General features: G+C 57.1%; 15 protein-coding genes and 1 tRNA gene. 12 read left to right on the top strand and 4 right to left on the bottom strand.

The features are described 5' to 3' along the window. Window positions 1-39 precede the first annotated feature (39 nt). The 7 genes from vapB to yegS all read left to right on the top strand — a co-directional run bounded on the left by vapB (window position 40) and on the right by yegS (window position 6,855). The gene (vapB, locus tag K5Y32_RS14725) at window positions 40-273 is read left to right on the top strand and encodes a type II toxin-antitoxin system VapB family antitoxin (protein ID WP_101763423.1); all 234 of its coding nucleotides are present in this window, start codon (window positions 40-42) and stop codon (window positions 271-273) included. Continuing rightward, complete coding sequence (locus K5Y32_RS14720; RefSeq protein ID WP_061717750.1) at window positions 273-671, top strand: type II toxin-antitoxin system VapC family toxin; 399 nt, start codon at window positions 273-275, stop codon at window positions 669-671. The genes vapB and K5Y32_RS14720 overlap by 1 nt, the downstream gene beginning before the upstream one ends. 16 nt (window positions 672-687) lie before the next feature. Beyond that, window positions 688-2,094 carry a multidrug transporter subunit MdtD gene (gene mdtD / locus K5Y32_RS14715; protein ID WP_222184748.1) on the top strand — a complete coding sequence of 469 codons (1,407 nt, stop codon included), beginning with the start codon at window positions 688-690 and terminating at the stop codon, window positions 2,092-2,094. Then, complete coding sequence (gene baeS / locus K5Y32_RS14710) at window positions 2,091-3,476, top strand: two-component system sensor histidine kinase BaeS (RefSeq protein WP_222184746.1); 1,386 nt, start codon at window positions 2,091-2,093, stop codon at window positions 3,474-3,476. Before mdtD ends, baeS begins: the two co-directional genes overlap by 4 nt. 9 nt (window positions 3,477-3,485) lie before the next feature. Beyond that, window positions 3,486-4,193 (top strand): two-component system response regulator BaeR, encoded by a 708-nt coding sequence (gene baeR, locus K5Y32_RS14705; RefSeq protein WP_101763346.1) that lies wholly within the window; start codon window positions 3,486-3,488, stop codon window positions 4,191-4,193. Between the two features lie 145 nt (window positions 4,194-4,338). Continuing rightward, window positions 4,339-5,706, top strand: coding sequence for a tRNA 5-hydroxyuridine modification protein YegQ (yegQ, locus tag K5Y32_RS14700; protein ID WP_222184744.1), 1,368 nt, complete (start codon window positions 4,339-4,341; stop codon window positions 5,704-5,706). A gap of 249 nt (window positions 5,707-5,955) precedes the next feature. Further along, the gene (gene yegS / locus K5Y32_RS14695) at window positions 5,956-6,855 is read left to right on the top strand and encodes a lipid kinase YegS (RefSeq protein ID WP_110866633.1); all 900 of its coding nucleotides are present in this window, start codon (window positions 5,956-5,958) and stop codon (window positions 6,853-6,855) included. 40 nt (window positions 6,856-6,895) lie between these two features. Here the strand turns inward: yegS and K5Y32_RS14690 are convergent, their stop codons facing one another. After that, window positions 6,896-8,017 carry a Gfo/Idh/MocA family protein gene (locus K5Y32_RS14690; protein ID WP_217548664.1) on the bottom strand — a complete coding sequence of 374 codons (1,122 nt, stop codon included), beginning with the start codon at window positions 8,015-8,017 and terminating at the stop codon, window positions 6,896-6,898. A 306-nt stretch (window positions 8,018-8,323) separates the two neighbouring features. Between K5Y32_RS14690 and K5Y32_RS14685 the strand changes: the two genes are divergently transcribed. The 5 genes from K5Y32_RS14685 to K5Y32_RS14665 all read left to right on the top strand — a co-directional run bounded on the left by K5Y32_RS14685 (window position 8,324) and on the right by K5Y32_RS14665 (window position 13,276). After that, window positions 8,324-8,399 (top strand) — tRNA-Asn (locus K5Y32_RS14685). 208 nt (window positions 8,400-8,607) lie between these two features. After that, a complete protein-coding gene (locus tag K5Y32_RS14680; RefSeq protein WP_222184897.1) occupies window positions 8,608-9,618 on the top strand; it encodes a Zn-dependent oxidoreductase in 1,011 nt (336 codons plus the stop codon). A gap of 84 nt (window positions 9,619-9,702) precedes the next feature. Continuing rightward, window positions 9,703-10,986 (top strand): MFS transporter, encoded by a 1,284-nt coding sequence (locus tag K5Y32_RS14675; RefSeq protein WP_101763341.1) that lies wholly within the window; start codon window positions 9,703-9,705, stop codon window positions 10,984-10,986. Window positions 10,987-11,030: 44 nt separating this feature from the next. Further along, window positions 11,031-12,491 carry a mannitol dehydrogenase family protein gene (locus tag K5Y32_RS14670; protein ID WP_222184742.1) on the top strand — a complete coding sequence of 487 codons (1,461 nt, stop codon included), beginning with the start codon at window positions 11,031-11,033 and terminating at the stop codon, window positions 12,489-12,491. Between the two features lie 98 nt (window positions 12,492-12,589). Further along, window positions 12,590-13,276 (top strand): GntR family transcriptional regulator, encoded by a 687-nt coding sequence (locus tag K5Y32_RS14665; protein WP_101763339.1) that lies wholly within the window; start codon window positions 12,590-12,592, stop codon window positions 13,274-13,276. A gap of 155 nt (window positions 13,277-13,431) precedes the next feature. Here K5Y32_RS14665 and fbaB read toward each other — a convergent pair whose 3' ends face one another. The 3 genes from fbaB to thiM form a co-directional block, all read right to left on the bottom strand. Next, window positions 13,432-14,484: a class I fructose-bisphosphate aldolase gene (gene fbaB, locus K5Y32_RS14660; protein WP_110866629.1), complete on the bottom strand. Its 1,053-nt coding sequence runs from the start codon at window positions 14,482-14,484 to the stop codon at window positions 13,432-13,434. 147 nt (window positions 14,485-14,631) lie between these two features. Further along, on the bottom strand, window positions 14,632-15,432 hold the full coding sequence (gene thiD, locus K5Y32_RS14655; protein WP_222184740.1) for a bifunctional hydroxymethylpyrimidine kinase/phosphomethylpyrimidine kinase: 801 nt from the start codon (window positions 15,430-15,432) through the stop codon (window positions 14,632-14,634). Beyond that, complete coding sequence (thiM, locus tag K5Y32_RS14650; RefSeq protein WP_222184738.1) at window positions 15,429-16,214, bottom strand: hydroxyethylthiazole kinase; 786 nt, start codon at window positions 16,212-16,214, stop codon at window positions 15,429-15,431. The genes thiD and thiM overlap by 4 nt, the downstream gene beginning before the upstream one ends. Window positions 16,215-16,226 lie beyond the last annotated feature (12 nt).

Genomic DNA, 16,226 nt, shown 5'->3' with positions numbered 1-16,226 from the left:
AGCGTAAACTTTAACCCGTTCATTACTGTGGAGGTTTATATGTCACAAGGTACCGTGTTCACCAGCAACAGGACACAAAACGTTCGCATTCCAGCAGACGTTCGTTTTCCTGATGATGTAAAAAACGTCACCGTCAGAGCGATTGGCAAGGAGCGCATCCTCACGCCCATAGAGAACGCCTGGGACAGTTTTTTCCTCGACGGTCCGACGGTGAGCGATGATTTTATGGATGAGCGTGCTTCGCAGGAACAATCTGAGCGGGAAGCGTTTTAATGCATCGCTACATGCTGGATACCAATATTGTTATCTACGTCATCAAGCGGCGGCCGATTGAAGTGCTCGAACGTTTCAACGCCAATGTCGGCCGGATGGTTATCTCGACGATCACCCTGGCGGAGCTGTTTCACGGCTCAGAAAAGAGCGCCTTTCCTGAGCGGAACCTACGTACCGTTGAAGATTTTGTCTCACGCCTTGATGTGCTGAATTACGATGCCAAAGCCGCTTTCCACTATGGCGCTATCCGCGCAGAGCTTGAGAAAAATGGCACGCCTATCGGCCTGAACGATCTTCACATCGCCGCTCATGCACGCAGTGCCGCCCTGACGTTGGTATCGAACAATTTGCGTGAATTTTCACGCGTGAATGGGCTGATCTGCGAAAACTGGATCTGACATAACGGGTACCTGCATGTCACCTCAAAACGCCACCGTGCGCTGGCAGCTGTGGATCGTCGCGTTTGGCTTCTTTATGCAGGCGCTGGATACCACCATCGTCAATACCGCGATCCCGTCAATGGCGCGCGATCTCAACGTCAGCCCGCTGAATATGCACTCGGTGATCGTCTCTTATGTGCTGACCGTGGCGATTACGTTGCCGATCAGCGGCTGGCTGGCGGACCGTTTTGGCGTGCGCAATATCTTCTTCTGCGCCATTGTGCTATTCAGCATCGGCTCGCTACTGTGCGCCTTCTCCGCCACGCTCGATGAGCTGATTATGGCGCGCGTGGTGCAAGGCATTGGTGGCGCGATGATGGTGCCGGTTGGCCGCTTAACGGTGATGAAAATTGTGCCGCGCGAGCAATATATGTCGGCAATGACCTTCGTCACCACGCCGGGACAAATTGGTCCGCTGCTCGGCCCGGCGCTGGGCGGGATTCTGGTGCAGTACGCCAGCTGGCACTGGATTTTCCTGATCAACATTCCGGTTGGCATCATTGGTGCGATTGCCACGCTCACGCTGATGCCGAATTACACCATGCAGACGCGGCGCTTTGATTTCCTCGGTTTTGTGCTGCTGGCCGTCGGCATGGCGACCTTAACGCTGGCGCTGGATGGTCAGCGCAGCGCCGGCGGATCGCCGCTGTTGCTCGGCTTACTGATTCTGGTTGGGGTGTTTTCGCTGCTGTTCTACCTGATGCACGGCCGCAACAACGATAACGCGCTGTTTAGCCTGAAACTGTTTGATAGCCGCATCTATTCAATTGGCCTGTTCGGCAGTTTTACCGGCCGCATCGGTAGCGGCATGCTGCCGTTTATGACGCCCATTTTCCTGCAGGTCGGCCTCGGCTACAGCCCTTTCCACGCTGGTTTGATGATGATTCCGATGGTGCTCGGCAACATGGGAACCAAACGCGTGGTGGTGCGCATCGTTAACCTGTTTGGTTATCGCAATGCGCTGGTCGGCGCGACCCTGGCGCTGGCGCTGGTGGTGCTGCTGTTCCCGCTGGTGGCGCTGCTGGGATGGATTTGGCTGCTGCCGGTGGTGTTATTGCTGCAGGGCATGGTCAACGCCATCCGCTTCTCTTCGATGAACACGCTGACGCTCAAAGAGCTGCCGGACGATCTGGCTTCCAGCGGCAACTCGTTGTTGTCGATGATCATGCAACTGTCGATGAGTATTGGCGTCACCGTGGCCGGTTTGCTGCTGGGCGCATTTGGCCGCGGCGTGGTAACCGACAGCGCGGCGGCGCATCAAACCTTCATTTACACCTATCTGTGCATGGCGCTGGTGATTGCGCTGCCGGCGCTGGTGTTCTGGCGCGTACCGAAGGATGTCAGTAAAAACGTTGACCTTAGAGGCAGGAGCAAAGGATGAAGCGGCCGGTAAAATGGGGCATTGGCGCCAAGCTGTTTGCGGCGATTTTTTCCACCTGCATGCTGGTGATCATTACCATGCATTGGGGCGTGCGGCTCAGCTTTGAGCACGGCTTTGTCGATTACATCAAAAAGGGCAATGAGCAGCGCTTAACCCTGCTGAGCGATGCGCTGGCCGATCAGTATGAACAGCACGGTAGCTGGGATTTTCTGCGCAGCAATGACAAGCTGATTTTTTCTATTTTGCGCTCGCTGGAGCAGAATCCGGGCAGCGTTAATCAGTTACCGCCGCACGGCTGGCGCACACAATTCTGGATTATCGATCAGCAATACAAAGTGCTGTCAGGGCCGCGTCAGCCGGTGCCGCCGGAAGGCACAAGGCGCAATATCACCACCAGCAACGGCAAGATTGTTGGCTGGGTGATTGCCTCACCGGCTGAACGTCTGACGCGCAGCACCGACATCAACTTTGATCAGCAGCAGCGACGCACCAGCTGGATGATTGTGGCGCTGACCGGGTTACTCGCCGCGCTGGTCACCTGGCTGCTGGCGCGCGGTTTACTGGCACCGGTGAAACGGCTGGTGGATGGCACGCACCATTTGGCGGCGGGCAATTTCGCTACCCGCGTGGAAGTCGGCAGCAGCGATGAACTCGGCCAACTGGGCCGCGACTTCAACCAGCTTGCCAGCTCGCTGGAAAAGAACGAAAGCAACCGCCGCGCCTTTATGGCCGACATCTCCCATGAACTGCGCACGCCGCTGGCGATTCTGCGCGGTGAGCTGGAAGCGATGCAGGATGGCGTGCGCAAGCTGACGCCGGAAGCCATTAGCTCGCTGCAGAGCGAAGTGGTGGTGCTGACCAAACTGGTTGACGATCTGCATCAGCTGTCATTGTCTGACGCGGGTGCCCTCGCCTATCGCAAGCAGCCGGTTGACCTGGTCAATCTGCTGGAAGTGGTGGCCGGCAGCTTCGGCGAACGTTATCGCAGCCGCGGCTTGGCGCTGAATCTGGCATTGCCCGCGCAGGCGGAGAGCTTTGGCGATCCCGATCGCCTGATGCAGCTGTTCACCAATTTGCTGGAAAACAGCCTGCGTTACACCGACAGCGGCGGCGCGGTGCAGCTCTCGATGCAGCTGGCGGGCGAAAACTGGCAGCTGCGGTTTGCGGATAGCGCGCCGGGCGTTGATCCGGCCCATCAGGCACAATTATTTGAACGATTTTTCCGCGCGGAAAGTTCACGCAATCGCGCCAGCGGCGGCTCTGGGCTTGGCCTGGCGATCTGTAAAAACATCGTGGAAGCACATGACGGCAGCATCAGTGCGGATCACTCTGATTTAGGTGGACTGCAAATCACGCTAAACTTGCCGTATGTTCCTCACTAGACGCCACTTATGAGCCCGGAAAATAGCGATCCTCTGATCCTTGTTGTAGAAGATGAACCCAAACTGGCGCAGCTGATGATTGATTATCTGCAGGCGTCCAACTATCGCACGCACCACATTGCCGACGGTAACGCGGTGTTGAGCTATGTTCAGCACACGCCGCCGGACCTGATGCTGCTGGATTTGATGCTGCCCGGCCGCGACGGCTTAACGCTGTGCCGCGAAATTCGACGTTTCTCGGAACTGCCGATCATCATGGTGACCGCGCGCACCGAGGAGATTGATCGCCTGCTGGGGCTGGAAATCGGCGCTGATGACTATATCTGCAAGCCGTTCAGCCCGCGTGAAGTGGTGGCGCGCGTCAAAACCATTTTGCGCCGCGTCAAACGTTCGCCGGAAGAGGCGCAGCAGGAATCGCCTCTGCATATTGATGAGAGCCGCTTTCAGGCCAGCTGGCGTGAACAACAGCTGGAGCTGACGCCCGCCGAATTTCGTCTGCTGAAAACGCTGGCGCTGGAGCCGGGAAAAGTGTTCTCGCGCGAGCAGTTGCTCAATCATCTCTACGACGATTACCGCGTAGTCACCGATCGCACTATCGACAGTCACATCAAAAACCTGCGCCGCAAGCTGGAAAGCCTCGATGCGGAACAGCCGTTTATCCGCGCGGTGTACGGCATGGGGTATCGCTGGGAAGCGGACGTCTGCCGCTTGCTGTAGCCTGCAACGGCTTACATTGATCCAGGTCAATTTACATCGGGTGCGGGCCTGCCTACAATTCCCCACCTTTTGCAGGGCCGTATAATGCGGCCGCTGCACCTGCCATCCACGATGGCATGCTGACCTGACATCAGTGAGAAAATCCATGTTAAAACCTGAACTGCTTTCTCCAGCGGGATCGCTGAAGAATATGCGCTATGCCTTTGCCTACGGCGCTGATGCCGTCTACGCTGGCCAACCGCGCTACAGCCTGCGCGTGCGCAACAACGAATTCACCCACGAGATTCTGGCGCAGGGCATCAATGAAGCCCATGCGCTCGGTAAGAAATTCTACGTGGTGGTCAACATCGCCCCGCACAACGCCAAACTGAAAACCTTTATCCGCGATCTGACGCCAGTCATTGCCATGCTGCCGGACGCGCTGATCATGTCCGATCCCGGCCTGATTATGCTGGTGCGTGAAGCCTTTCCGCAGATGCCGATTCATCTGTCGGTGCAGGCCAACGCGGTTAACTGGGCCACGGTGAAATTCTGGCAGCAGATGGGGCTGACGCGCGTGATTCTTTCACGCGAGCTGTCGCTGGATGAGATTGCCGAAATCCGTCAGCAAGTGCCGGAAATGGAGATTGAGATCTTCGTGCACGGCGCGCTGTGCATGGCTTACTCCGGCCGCTGCCTGCTCTCCGGCTACCTCAACAAACGCGATCCGAATCAAGGGACCTGCACCAACGCCTGCCGCTGGGAATATAAAGTGGAAGAAGGCAAGCAGGATGAGATGGGCAATATCGTCGGTTTCCATGAGCCGGTTAAGGTGCAGGAGCCGACTTTGGGCGCCGGCGCGACCACCGACCGCGTGTTCCTGCTGGAAGAGAAGATGAAGCCGGGTGAGGTGATGAGCGCCTTCGAGGATGAACACGGCACCTACATCATGAACTCAAAAGATCTGCGCGCGGTGGCGCACGTTGAACGTCTGAGCCAAATGGGTGTTCACTCGCTGAAAATCGAAGGCCGCACCAAATCCTTCTACTACTGCGCGCGCACCGCGCAGGTTTATCGCCGTGCTATTGACGATGCCGCTGCGGGTAAACCCTTCGATCCGGCGCTGCTGGAGACGCTGGAAGGTTTGGCGCATCGCGGTTACACCGAAGGTTTCCTGCGTCGTCATACCCATGACAGCTATCAGAACTACCAGCAAGGTTTCTCCATCTCCGAGCGCCAGCAGTTTGTCGGCGAATTCACCGGCGAACGTCGCGGTGACTGGGCGCAGATTGCGGTAAAGAATAAGTTTATGCTCGGGGATTCTGTCGAGATCATGACGCCCGAAGGCAACCTTAATTGCACGCTGGAAACCATGCAGAACGATAAAGGATCGGCGGTGGACGTGGCGCCAGGCGATGGACACCGCGTGTGGATCCCGGTCCCGGAATCGGTCAACCTCGCCTTCGCCCTGCTGTTGCGTAATTTCACCGATGGCCACAGCACCTACGATCCACACGGGAAAAATCGCACATAAAGAAAAGAAAATAGCGAAGTTAGAGTAGGATCACAGACCCTTTCTTCGCCTCGCTTTAGAATCTCGCCTGCTGCTAACGAGTAAGAATAAAAGCAGGTAGTACCAGGAACCACCTCATTCACCCGCCCGGCTCCCCCGTGCGGGTTTTCTTTTTTGATCGCCCACCGATTTTTTCGTCGCCCGCCGATAAAGTTCTCTCCCCAGCTATGCTATAACCAGTGCTCTGTCTCTCGCATCAAGGAACTGATAATGCAAAACAAACCGCTGACGCTGCTGATCCTCAACGGGAAAGGCGCAGGTAATGAAGATTTGCGCGCTGCGGTGAATACGCTGCGTGATGAAGGCTTTAATCTGGCGGTGCGCGTCACCTGGGAAAAAGGTGATGGCGATCGTTATGTACAAGAAGCGGTCGCTTTGCAGGCAGAAACCGTGGTGGCTGGCGGCGGTGATGGCACCATCAATGAGATCGCCACCGCGCTGGCGGGATTACCCGAGCAGCAGCGTCCGGCGCTGGGCATTTTACCGCTCGGCACCGCCAATGATTTCGCCACCAGCGTCGGTATTCCGGAAGGCATGGAACCGGCTTTACGTCTCGCGCTGGTGGGAAAAGCCACGGCTATCGATTTGGCGCGCGTGAACGGCGATCGCTACTTTATCAATATGGCAACCGGCGGATTTGGCACGCGCATTACTACCGAAACCCCCGAAAAGCTGAAATCCGCGCTCGGCGGCGTGTCGTACTTTATTCATGGTTTGATGCGCGTCGATGCGCTAAAACCGGATCGCTGTGAAATCAGCGGCCCCGGCTTTAACTGGCAAGGCGATGCGCTGGTGATTGGCATTGGCAATGGACGTCAGGCTGGCGGCGGACAAAAGCTCTGCCCGGATGCGCTGATCAATGACGGACAGCTCAATCTCAGCATTGTCACCGCGCAAGAGCTGCTGCCAACGTTGCTGCATTCACTGACGCGTGATGATGAGAATCCGAATATCGTCACGGCGCAGTTGCAGTCGCTTACCATTCGTTCACCGCATGAGATGACGTTTAATCTGGATGGCGAACCGCTGACGGGAAGTGAGTTTGAGATTGAAGTGATGGCGGGCGCACTGAGCTGCCGTTTGCCGCCGCAGTGCCCGTTGTTAGCGTGATTTTTTGCGGGTCGCCAATCATGGCGACCCGCAAGCTGATTTACACCTTCATCCAGCGGCGTTCCAGCGCGGAAACCGCTACCGCTTCGAGTACTTTCTGCACCTGCAATCCTTCGGCGAAATCCGGCCACATGCGATCGCCGGCGGCAATGCCATTGATTAAATCGCGAATCTCGACGGTTTTCTGATCGTTAAAACCGATGCCGTGCCCGGCTGAAACGCAGAAGTTGGCGTAATCCGGATGCGCCGGACCGGTCAAAATGGTTTTGAAACCCTGACGCCCTGCCGGTTCATCGTGGATGTACAGTTCCAGCTCGGCCATACGTTCCTGGGTGTAACGCAGCGTGCCTTTGGTGCCAGTAACCACATAGGTCAGGCCCATTTTGCTGCCGCAGGCGATACGCGAGGTTTCAAATACACCGTGCGCACCGTTTTTAAAGCGCAGTAAGGCGCTGGCCTGATCTTCGTTTTCCACCGGCAGCAGGCGCGAAGCATCCTTTGGATCCGGACGCTCCTTAATCACCGTCATCATATCGCCGCTGACTTCTTCAATATCACCGACCAGATAGTGCGCCATATTCACAATATGCGCGGCAAGGTCGCCCAGCGCGCCTAATCCGGCCAGCGCTTTCTGGCAGTGCCAGTCGAGCGGCGTTTCCGGACGTGCCAGATAATCTTCATTGTGCGTGCCGTAGAAGTGCACCACGTCGCCGATTTCACCACGAGCGATAATCTCGCGTGCCAGCTGGCTGGTCGGATTTTTCATGTAGTTAAAGCCGACCAGCGTTTTCACGCCCGCTTGTTGTGCCGCTTGCACCATCTCTTCCGCGTCGGCCACGGATAGCGACAACGGTTTCTCGGAGTAGACGTGTTTGCCGTTGCGAATCGCTTCCAGCGCCATCTCTTTATGCAGGAAGTTCGGTGCGCAGATATCAACCACATCGATGTTCGGATCGCGCACCAGCTCATGCCAGTCGCCAGTAGAACGGGCAAAGCCAAAAGTTGCCGCCTGTTTCGCTGCCAGCTCAGGATTCACTTCCGCCAGCATCTCACGCACGATCTCGCCTTTCAGGGCAAAAACTGTAGGTGCCTGAGCGTAAGCAATCGCGTGACAACGACCGATGTAACCACTGCCAATCATTCCGATTCTGACTTTGTTCATGACTATTCCCGCATTCGCTTAAGAGTTGATCTGGAATATATGTTTCGCTTTTGGCCCCGACAACGGCGAAATGAAATATCTGTGATCATGCATGCGAGGTATCTGACAAAATCGACAAATCAGAATGTAATTTTGCATAGAGATGGTGATCATCGTCACAAAAGAGGTTGTATCAGTCGTGATTTTGCCGCGCTGAGTCCGCTCATAGCCCGCAATTGACGCTTTATTCAGCAGTCAGAACGAATTGTGAAAAAGAGTTTTGACAAGGCGAGGGCCGCTCGATAATATGCGCCCCGTTCAAACGATTCCTCTGTAGTTCAGTCGGTAGAACGGCGGACTGTTAATCCGTATGTCACTGGTTCGAGTCCAGTCAGAGGAGCCAAATTTAAAAAACCCGCTCAGGGAAACCTGAGCGGGTTTTTGTCATTTCAGCGTCGCCATTTAGGGTGGCCGTGATTTCCCGGTCGCCATGAATGGCGCCCCTACGTAACTGTTCCTCTGTGATTCTCTTCACAACTCTTTAACGCCGACTTGTATGGTAGTATTTGTGCGCGTATTTTTTCATCATTGCATTCCCGTTGGAGTAAATGATGAAAAGTGTAGTGATTGAGCAACCGGGTGAACTGATATTGGCAGAGCGTCCGCTGCCGCAACCCGCTGCCGGTGAAGTACGCGTGAAGGTGCAATTTGCCAGCATCTGCGGTTCCGATGTGCATATCTGGCACGGTCACAATCCTTTTGCTAAATATCCGCGCGTGATTGGTCACGAGTTTTTTGGCCTGATTGATGCGGTTGGCGATGACGTTGCCGCCAGCCGCATTGGCGAACGCGTGGCGGTCGATCCGGTGGTCAGCTGTGGTCACTGCTATCCCTGCTCGATTGGTCGCCCAAACGTCTGCAAAGAGTTGCAGGTGATTGGCGTGCACCGCGACGGCGGCTTTAGCGAATATGCCGTAGCACCAGCTAAAAACGCCTTCCGCCTGCCGGATAGCGTTCCCGACAAACTCGCCAGCATGGTCGAACCCTTCACCATCGCGGCCAATATCACCGCCTTCCTCAAACCACAGCCAAACGATGTGGCGCTGATTTATGGTGCCGGGCCAATGGGCCTCACCGCCATTCAGGTGCTAAAAGGCGTGTATGGCGTTGAACAGGTATTGGTGGTCGATCGTCTGCCAGAACGCCTGGCGCTGGCGCAGGAAAACGGTGCCGATCAGGTGTTCAACAACAGTGAGATTCCACTCGCCGCGCAGCTGGAAGGCGTGCAGCCAACGCTGATTATCGACGCCGCCTGCCATCCTTCGATCCTGGCAGAAGCCGCCGCCCTCGCCTCACCGGCGGCGCGTATCGGCCTGCTGGGTTTTTCTGGCGAGCCGTGCAGCATCACGCAGCAAAGTCTCACCAGCAAAGAGCTGTCGCTGTTCACCTCGCGTCTCAACAGCAATCGCTTCCCGCAGGTGATTGAGTGGATTGAGCAAGGCCAGATCCAGCCGGAGAAACTGGTGACGCACTATTTCCCGCTGGCAGACGTAGAGCAAGCCATGACGCTGTTCGAAAAAGATCCCCGCACCTGCTGCAAAGTGATCCTACAAATGGGTTAAGTTAACCCGCACACCAGGTGTCCCCATGCCGGTCCCTTACCTGCCGGCATTATTACTATAAAAAATGACGATGACGGAGTTTCTATGTTTAAGAACCTGCGCTGGACCCTCGTACTGCTGTTGTTCCTGGTGTTTATGATCAACTACCTTGATCGTATCGCCCTCTCTCTGACGGTACCGCTGGTGGAAAAAGACCTGATGATCAACGCCGAGCAGTTCGGCATGATTTTCGGCAGCTTCTTCTTCGGTTATGCCCTGTTTAACTTCATCGGCGGGCTGGCGACGGATAAATTTGGCCCGACCATCGTGCTCGGCACCGCCGTTGGCATGTGGTCGCTGTTCTGCGGCCTGACCGCGATGGCGACTGGCTTCTGGTCGATGATGATTCTGCGCGTGCTGTTTGGCATGGCGGAAGGCCCCATCTCTGCCTCAGCGAACAAAGCCATTAACGGCTGGTTCCCGAAAAAACAGGCCGCCACCGCAATGGGCTTACTCAGCTCGGGTTCACCGCTGGGTGGCGCGGTTGCCGGTCCGATTGTTGGCTATCTGGCGCTGTCGTTCGGCTGGCGTCCGGCATTTGTAGTGATCGCCGCGATTGGCTTCGTCTGGCTGGCGCTGTGGTTCTTCTTCGCGTCAGATAATCCGGCGAAAAGTAAGCGCGTCTCGGCAGAAGAGCGTGCCTTAGTAGAAAAACTGAAAGCCGAAGAACCGGCCGACGTGATCGACTCAAGCGGCGCCGCGCATGGTTTGGGCTTTTATCTGCGCCAGCCGATCATTCTGGTCACCGCCTTTGCCTTCTTCTGCTACAACTACATTCTGTTCTTCTTCCTGAGCTGGTTCCCGGCGTATCTGGTGCAGGCGCACGGCCTCGATATCAAAGCGATGAGCATCACCACCATGATCCCGTGGATTGTTGGCTTCGTGGGCCTGGCGCTGGGTGGCTGGATCTCCGATAAGATTTTCAACATCACCGGCAAGCTGCTACTTTCTCGAAAAATTGTGCTGGTGGTTTCACTTACCGCCGCGGCGATTTGCGTGGCGCTGGCAGGTACGATAAAAGAGGTCAACTCGGCGGTGATCATGATGTCGATCTCGATCTTCTTCCTCTACATCACCGGCGCAATTTACTGGGCTATTGTGCAGGACGTGGTGCACAAAAGCCGCGTCGGCAGCATCAGTGGCTTTATCCATCTGATAGGTAGCTTGTCCGGTGTGATCGGCCCGGTGGTGACTGGCTTCATCGTGCAGCACTCCGGTAAGTTTGACAGCGCCTTTATCCTCGCAGGTGCGGTGGCTGGCGTCGGCGCGTTGCTGGTACTGCTGGTAATTCGTGAACCTAAAGCCACCAATAAACCGGTTTCAGTGTAAATCTCATGGGGCGCTGAGCGCCCCATTTGCTAAAAGGAATGACTATGTTAGAGCTTGAACGCCTCCCCGCTGATGTCCAACGCCCCGCTTACGATCGTAGCCAACTCAAGACCCGCATGGTGCACATCGGCTTTGGCGCCTTCCACCGCGCGCATCAGGCGCTGGCGACCGATAAGCTGGCCGCTCAGGGCAGCGACTGGGGTTATTGCGAGGTGAATCTCAACAGCGGCACGCTGATTCAGGCGCTGCGTCAGCAGGATCTGCTCTACACGCTAACCGAAATGGCGGATGAGAGATTACACACGCGGGTGATTGGCGTGGTGACGCAAGCGCTGCATGGCAAAGGCGACGGCATTGAGGCGGTGATCGAGGCGATGAGCCAGCCGGACGTGGCGATTGTCTCGATGACCGTAACCGAGAAGGGTTATTGCTACATGCCGTCGAGCGGCAAGCTCAATCCCGATCATCCCGATATTGTGCACGACCTCGCTCATCCTGGTGAGCCACGTTCGCTGCCCGGCTTGATTCTGGCGGCCATTATCCGCCGCCGCGAACGCAATCTGCCGCCGTTTAGCGTGATGTCCTGCGACAATATGCCAGAGAACGGTCATGTCACGCGCAACGTGATCACCCAGTTGGCCGCGCGCCACAACCCTGCGCTGGCGGAGTATATCCAGGCGCACATTACTTTCCCTTCGACCATGGTTGATCGCATCGTCCCGGCCATGACCGATGCAGCGTTCGACACGCTGACGGAACGTTTGGGCAGCCGCGATCCGGTGGCGGTTGAAGCCGAACCGTTTTTCCAGTGGGTCATCGAAGATAACTTCGTTAGCGGACGTCCGGCGTGGGAAAACGCGGGCGCTGAGCTGGTCAGCGATGTGCTGCCGTTCGAAGAGATGAAGCTGCGGATGCTCAACGGCAGCCACTCGTTCCTCGCGTATCTCGGTTTTCTCGCCGGTTATGAACACATCAGCGATTGCATGGCGGATGCCAGCTATCGTGCGGCGGCGCGCGCGTTGATGTTGCAGGATCAGGCGCCGACGCTGCGCACGCAAGGCGTCGATCTCGAAGCCTACGCTGATTCCCTGATTGCGCGTTACGAGAATCGCGCCATCAAACATCGTACCTATCAAATCGCCACCGATGGCACGCAAAAACTGCCGCAGCGCCTGCTGGATAGCGCGCGCTGGCATCTGCGCAATGGCACCTCGTGCGATTTCGTGTTGCTGGGTGTGGCGGGCTGGATGCGCTATGTCAGCGGTGTGGATGAGCAAGGTCAGGCCATTGAGATTCGCGATCCGCTGAAAGATCAGCTGGCGGACATTGTGGCCAACAGTGAGGACGGTGCGCCACGTGTTAAGGCGTTGCTCGGCCTCAACGCCGTGTTCGGTGACGATCTGCAGCAGCAGCCCGCCTTTATCTCACGCGTGACTGAACTCTATCAGCAACTGGTTAAACAGGGCGCGCGCGCCACCGTTCAAAGCCTCGTCACCCCAGGCTAAGCGACTGCACAAATGTGTAGCGCAGACGCAGCGTGCTGATTAGACTGAACCTTTCTTAACGGGCTGGCAGATGCCAGCCGTAATACGGATATTGCTGCATGTCGACTGCCTATACCATAACCACCAGCGAACCGGTAAATCAGCAGATCTATCGTTATCTGCGCAAAGATATTGTGACCTGCGTTATTCATCCGGGCTCGCTGCTGTCGGAGAAGGAAGTGTCGGCGCGTTTCAACGTGTCACGTCAGCCGGTACGTGAAGCCTTTATCAAGCTGGCGGAAGCCGGACTGGTGCAAGTGCTACCGCAGCGCGGCACCTTCGTGCGCAAAATCTCCGCTCAGCGCGTGGCCGACGGTCGCTTTATCCGTGAAGCGGTAGAGATCGCCGTGGTTCGCCGCGCCGCGCAGGAGATGGGTGCGACCGGATTGATGGCGCTGGAGCATAACCTGCAGCTGCAGCGTCTCGCCGCTGAACGTCATGACAGCCAGGCTTTCCTGGGGCTGGACGATGAGTTTCACCGCTTGATTGCTGAAGGGATTAATTGCCTGCTGGCGTGGGAAACGGTGGAGAACATCAAAGCTACCATGGACCGCGTGCGCTTTCTGACCCTGAGCGAAGTGTCACCACCGGAGCGTTTGATTCAGCAGCATGAAGATATCTATAACGCGTTGAAAGCGCATGATGTTGACGCAGCTGAAAGCGCAATGCGCCGTCATCTGCAGGAGATGATTTTGACCATTACGCCGATTGCCGAGCGTAATAGTGAGTGGTTTGAGGCGCCTTGATTTAGTGCTCGCTGTCCCCCTCCTCGGTCCTCCCCCATTAATGGGGGAGGAAGATGCTGCAAAATGTAAGTGTTGAAGCAGCATGTGGCAGCATCTCCTTCCCCCGCTTGCAGGGGAAGGCCGGGATGGGGGACAGCGAGCACAACCCCACTCAATCAAGCAATCGTCACATCCTTCGACAAATACACATCCTGCACCGCATTAATCAGCTGCACGCCCTCTTTCAACGTCTTCTTAAACGCCTTGCGCCCCAGAATCAGCCCCATGCCGCCGGCACGCTTATTGATCACCGCCGTACGCACTGACTCCGCGGTATCCGTTTCACCCGCAGAAGCGCCGCCGGAGTTGATCAAACCTGCGCGTCCCATATAGCAGTTCGCCAGCTGGTAACGCACCAAATCAATCGGGTTCTCGCTGGTTAGCTTGCTGTAGACGCGCTCATCGGTATGACCAAATTTCACCGCGTTATAGCCGCCGTTATTCTCCGCCATCTTCTGCTTCACGATATCCGCACCAATGGTCGCCGCCAGATGGTTGGCCTGGCCAGTTAAATCGGCGCTGGCGTGGTAATCGACGCCCTCTTTCTTGAACGCATCATTACGCAGATAGGCCCAGAGCACCGTCACCATGCCCAGCTCGTGCGCACGTTCAAAGGCCGCCGAGATCTCTTCAATCTGGCGACGTGATTGTTCAGAACCGAAGTAGATGGTGGCGCCAACCGCCACCGCGCCCAGATTAAAGGCCTGTTCCACGCTGGCGTACAACGTCTGATCGTATTGCGTCGGATAGCTCAGCGTTTCGTTGTGGTTCAGCTTCACCATAAACGGAATGCGGTGCGCGTAGCGACGAGAAACCGAAGCCAGCACGCCGTAGGTAGAGGCGACGCAGTTACAGCCGGCTTCAATCGCCAGCTCAACAATGTTTTTTGGATCAAAATAAGCTGGATTGGCCGCAAAGGATGCGCCCGCCGAGTGCTCAACGCCCTGATCGACCGGCAAAATCGACAAATAGCCGGTGCCGGCTAAACGTCCGGTGTTGTACAGCGTTTGCATGTTGCGCAGTACGGCAGGAGAACGATTGTTGTCGATCATCACGCGATCAACATAATCCGCGCCGGGTAAATAGAGGCTATCCGCTGGAATGGTCATGCAGCGATGTTGAAGAAGGCTATCCGCCTCTTTGCCCAATAACTGTACGATGTCCGTCATGTTCGCTCCTGATAAATGGCTGGATTGGAACCGGCCGTTGCCGATTCGCCCCCAACAGCCTGGACCGGAAAGCGCCAGGCTGGCAAATTGCTGACTCCATTTTTCAGACGGATGTGCAGTGAAAAAGCGGCAATCTGGCGTTACGCCCTACCACCATTGATGGAAATGGTGCACCGGCCCAATGCCTTTGCCGACCTCCAGCGAATCGGCGTGCAGAAGCGCCTGCTGTAACCACGCTTTGGCTTCGGCCACCGTTGCCGCCCAGCTATCATGGCGCGGACGCAACGCCGCCAGCGCCGCGGAGAGCGAGCATCCGGTGCCGTGCGTGTGGCGCGTATTGACGCGTGGCGCGGTAAAGCGCTGGCGTCCGTCGCGCGTTATTAGCCAGTCCGGGCTTTCGGCATCGCTAAGATGTCCGCCCTTCATCAGCACCGCTTCACAGCCAAGATCGAGCAGCGCATCGCCCTGCTGCAACATGGTTTTCTCATCCTGCGCCATCGCGCGTCCCAGCAGCGCGGAGGCTTCCGGCAGGTTTGGTGTGATCAGTGATACCTGCGGCAGCAGCAATTCGCGCACGCTGGCCACCGCATCCGGCGACAGCAGCGCATCGCCGCTTTTGGCAATCATCACCGTATCCAGCACCACAAACGGCAGGCTGGCCCGTTTCAGCCGCTCGGCGACCACTTCGACAATCGCGGTTTCGGACAGCATGCCAATCTTCGCAGCATCAATGCGCACATCATTCAGTACCGAATCGAGCTGTGCGCCAACAAAATCAGGTTCGATGCGATACACCGACTGCACGCCGCAGGTGTTCTGCGCCACCAGCGCGGTGATGACGCTGGTGCCATACGCGCCCAGCGCGGAGAAAGCTTTGAGGTCGGCCTGAATACCTGCGCCGCCGCTCGGATCGGTGCCAGCAATGGTCAATGCATTGATGCGTTTCATGACTCGACCTCCAGCGTCCACAGCGTATCGAGGAAAGCAGCGGCAAAGCTGCCTGGCCCGGCGACCTGACGTGCGGTCTGCTCACCCGCCAGCGACATCACGCGGCAGGCCGCAGCGACATGCTGCAGGCGATCGCCCGGCAAGCTGGTGCAGGCGGCAACCACCGCCGACAACGCGCAGCCGGTGCCAACCACGCGCGTCATCAGCGGGCTGCCGCCGGGGATGGCGAATGTCTGCACGCCGTCAGTGACATAATCCACTTCACCGGTCACCGCCACAACGGTGTGGTAATCACGCGCCAGCTGCTGGGCAGCGCTTAACGCGGCATCGGCCTGATGCAGACTGTCGACACCGCGTCCGCCGCTAGCCTGTTGCGCCAGTGCGAGAATTTCTGAAGCGTTACCGCGAATCGCCGCCGGTTGCAGGCTCAGCAACTGCTGGCAAAAGGCGGTGCGCAGCGTTAATGCGCCGACCGCCACCGGATCCAGCGTCCACGGCGTGCCTGCGCTTTGCGCCGCTTGCACCGCCGCCAGCATCGCATCACGGCGATCGCGCGTCAGCGTACCTACGTTTATCAACAACGCATCGGCAAAACCGGCGAACTGCGCCGCTTCTTCGGGATCGATCACCATCGCGGGCGAAGCTTGCAGTGCCAGCAGCACGTTGGCGGTAAAGGTTTGCACCACGTCATTGGTCATGCAGTGCACCAGCGGCGCTTGCTGACGCAGCCGTTGCAGAGAGTGCGCGAGTTGCGCGGGGGAAAGAAGGTCAGGCTGTTTCATAAGGCTCCCAAC

Source organism: Pantoea sp. DY-15 (assembly GCF_019795935.1).
Taxonomy (GTDB): domain Bacteria; phylum Pseudomonadota; class Gammaproteobacteria; order Enterobacterales; family Enterobacteriaceae; genus Pantoea; species Pantoea leporis.
This window is presented reverse-complemented; position numbering and strand designations above follow the sequence as displayed.

Excerpts from the sequence above, each read along its gene's own strand:
- vapB (WP_101763423.1), top strand. The coding sequence starts at position 40 with ATGTCACAAGGTACCGTGTTCACCAGCAACAGGACACAAAACGTTCGC.
- K5Y32_RS14720 (WP_061717750.1), top strand. The coding sequence starts at position 273 with ATGCATCGCTACATGCTGGATACCAATATTGTTATCTACGTCATCAAG.
- mdtD (WP_222184748.1), top strand. The coding sequence starts at position 688 with ATGTCACCTCAAAACGCCACCGTGCGCTGGCAGCTGTGGATCGTCGCG.
- baeS (WP_222184746.1), top strand. The coding sequence starts at position 2,091 with ATGAAGCGGCCGGTAAAATGGGGCATTGGCGCCAAGCTGTTTGCGGCG.
- baeR (WP_101763346.1), top strand. The coding sequence starts at position 3,486 with ATGAGCCCGGAAAATAGCGATCCTCTGATCCTTGTTGTAGAAGATGAA.
- yegQ (WP_222184744.1), top strand. The coding sequence starts at position 4,339 with ATGTTAAAACCTGAACTGCTTTCTCCAGCGGGATCGCTGAAGAATATG.
- yegS (WP_110866633.1), top strand. The coding sequence starts at position 5,956 with ATGCAAAACAAACCGCTGACGCTGCTGATCCTCAACGGGAAAGGCGCA.
- K5Y32_RS14690 (WP_217548664.1), bottom strand. The coding sequence starts at position 8,017 with ATGAACAAAGTCAGAATCGGAATGATTGGCAGTGGTTACATCGGTCGT.
- K5Y32_RS14680 (WP_222184897.1), top strand. The coding sequence starts at position 8,608 with ATGAAAAGTGTAGTGATTGAGCAACCGGGTGAACTGATATTGGCAGAG.
- K5Y32_RS14675 (WP_101763341.1), top strand. The coding sequence starts at position 9,703 with ATGTTTAAGAACCTGCGCTGGACCCTCGTACTGCTGTTGTTCCTGGTG.
- K5Y32_RS14670 (WP_222184742.1), top strand. The coding sequence starts at position 11,031 with ATGTTAGAGCTTGAACGCCTCCCCGCTGATGTCCAACGCCCCGCTTAC.
- K5Y32_RS14665 (WP_101763339.1), top strand. The coding sequence starts at position 12,590 with ATGTCGACTGCCTATACCATAACCACCAGCGAACCGGTAAATCAGCAG.
- fbaB (WP_110866629.1), bottom strand. The coding sequence starts at position 14,484 with ATGACGGACATCGTACAGTTATTGGGCAAAGAGGCGGATAGCCTTCTT.
- thiD (WP_222184740.1), bottom strand. The coding sequence starts at position 15,432 with ATGAAACGCATCAATGCATTGACCATTGCTGGCACCGATCCGAGCGGC.
- thiM (WP_222184738.1), bottom strand. The coding sequence starts at position 16,214 with ATGAAACAGCCTGACCTTCTTTCCCCCGCGCAACTCGCGCACTCTCTG.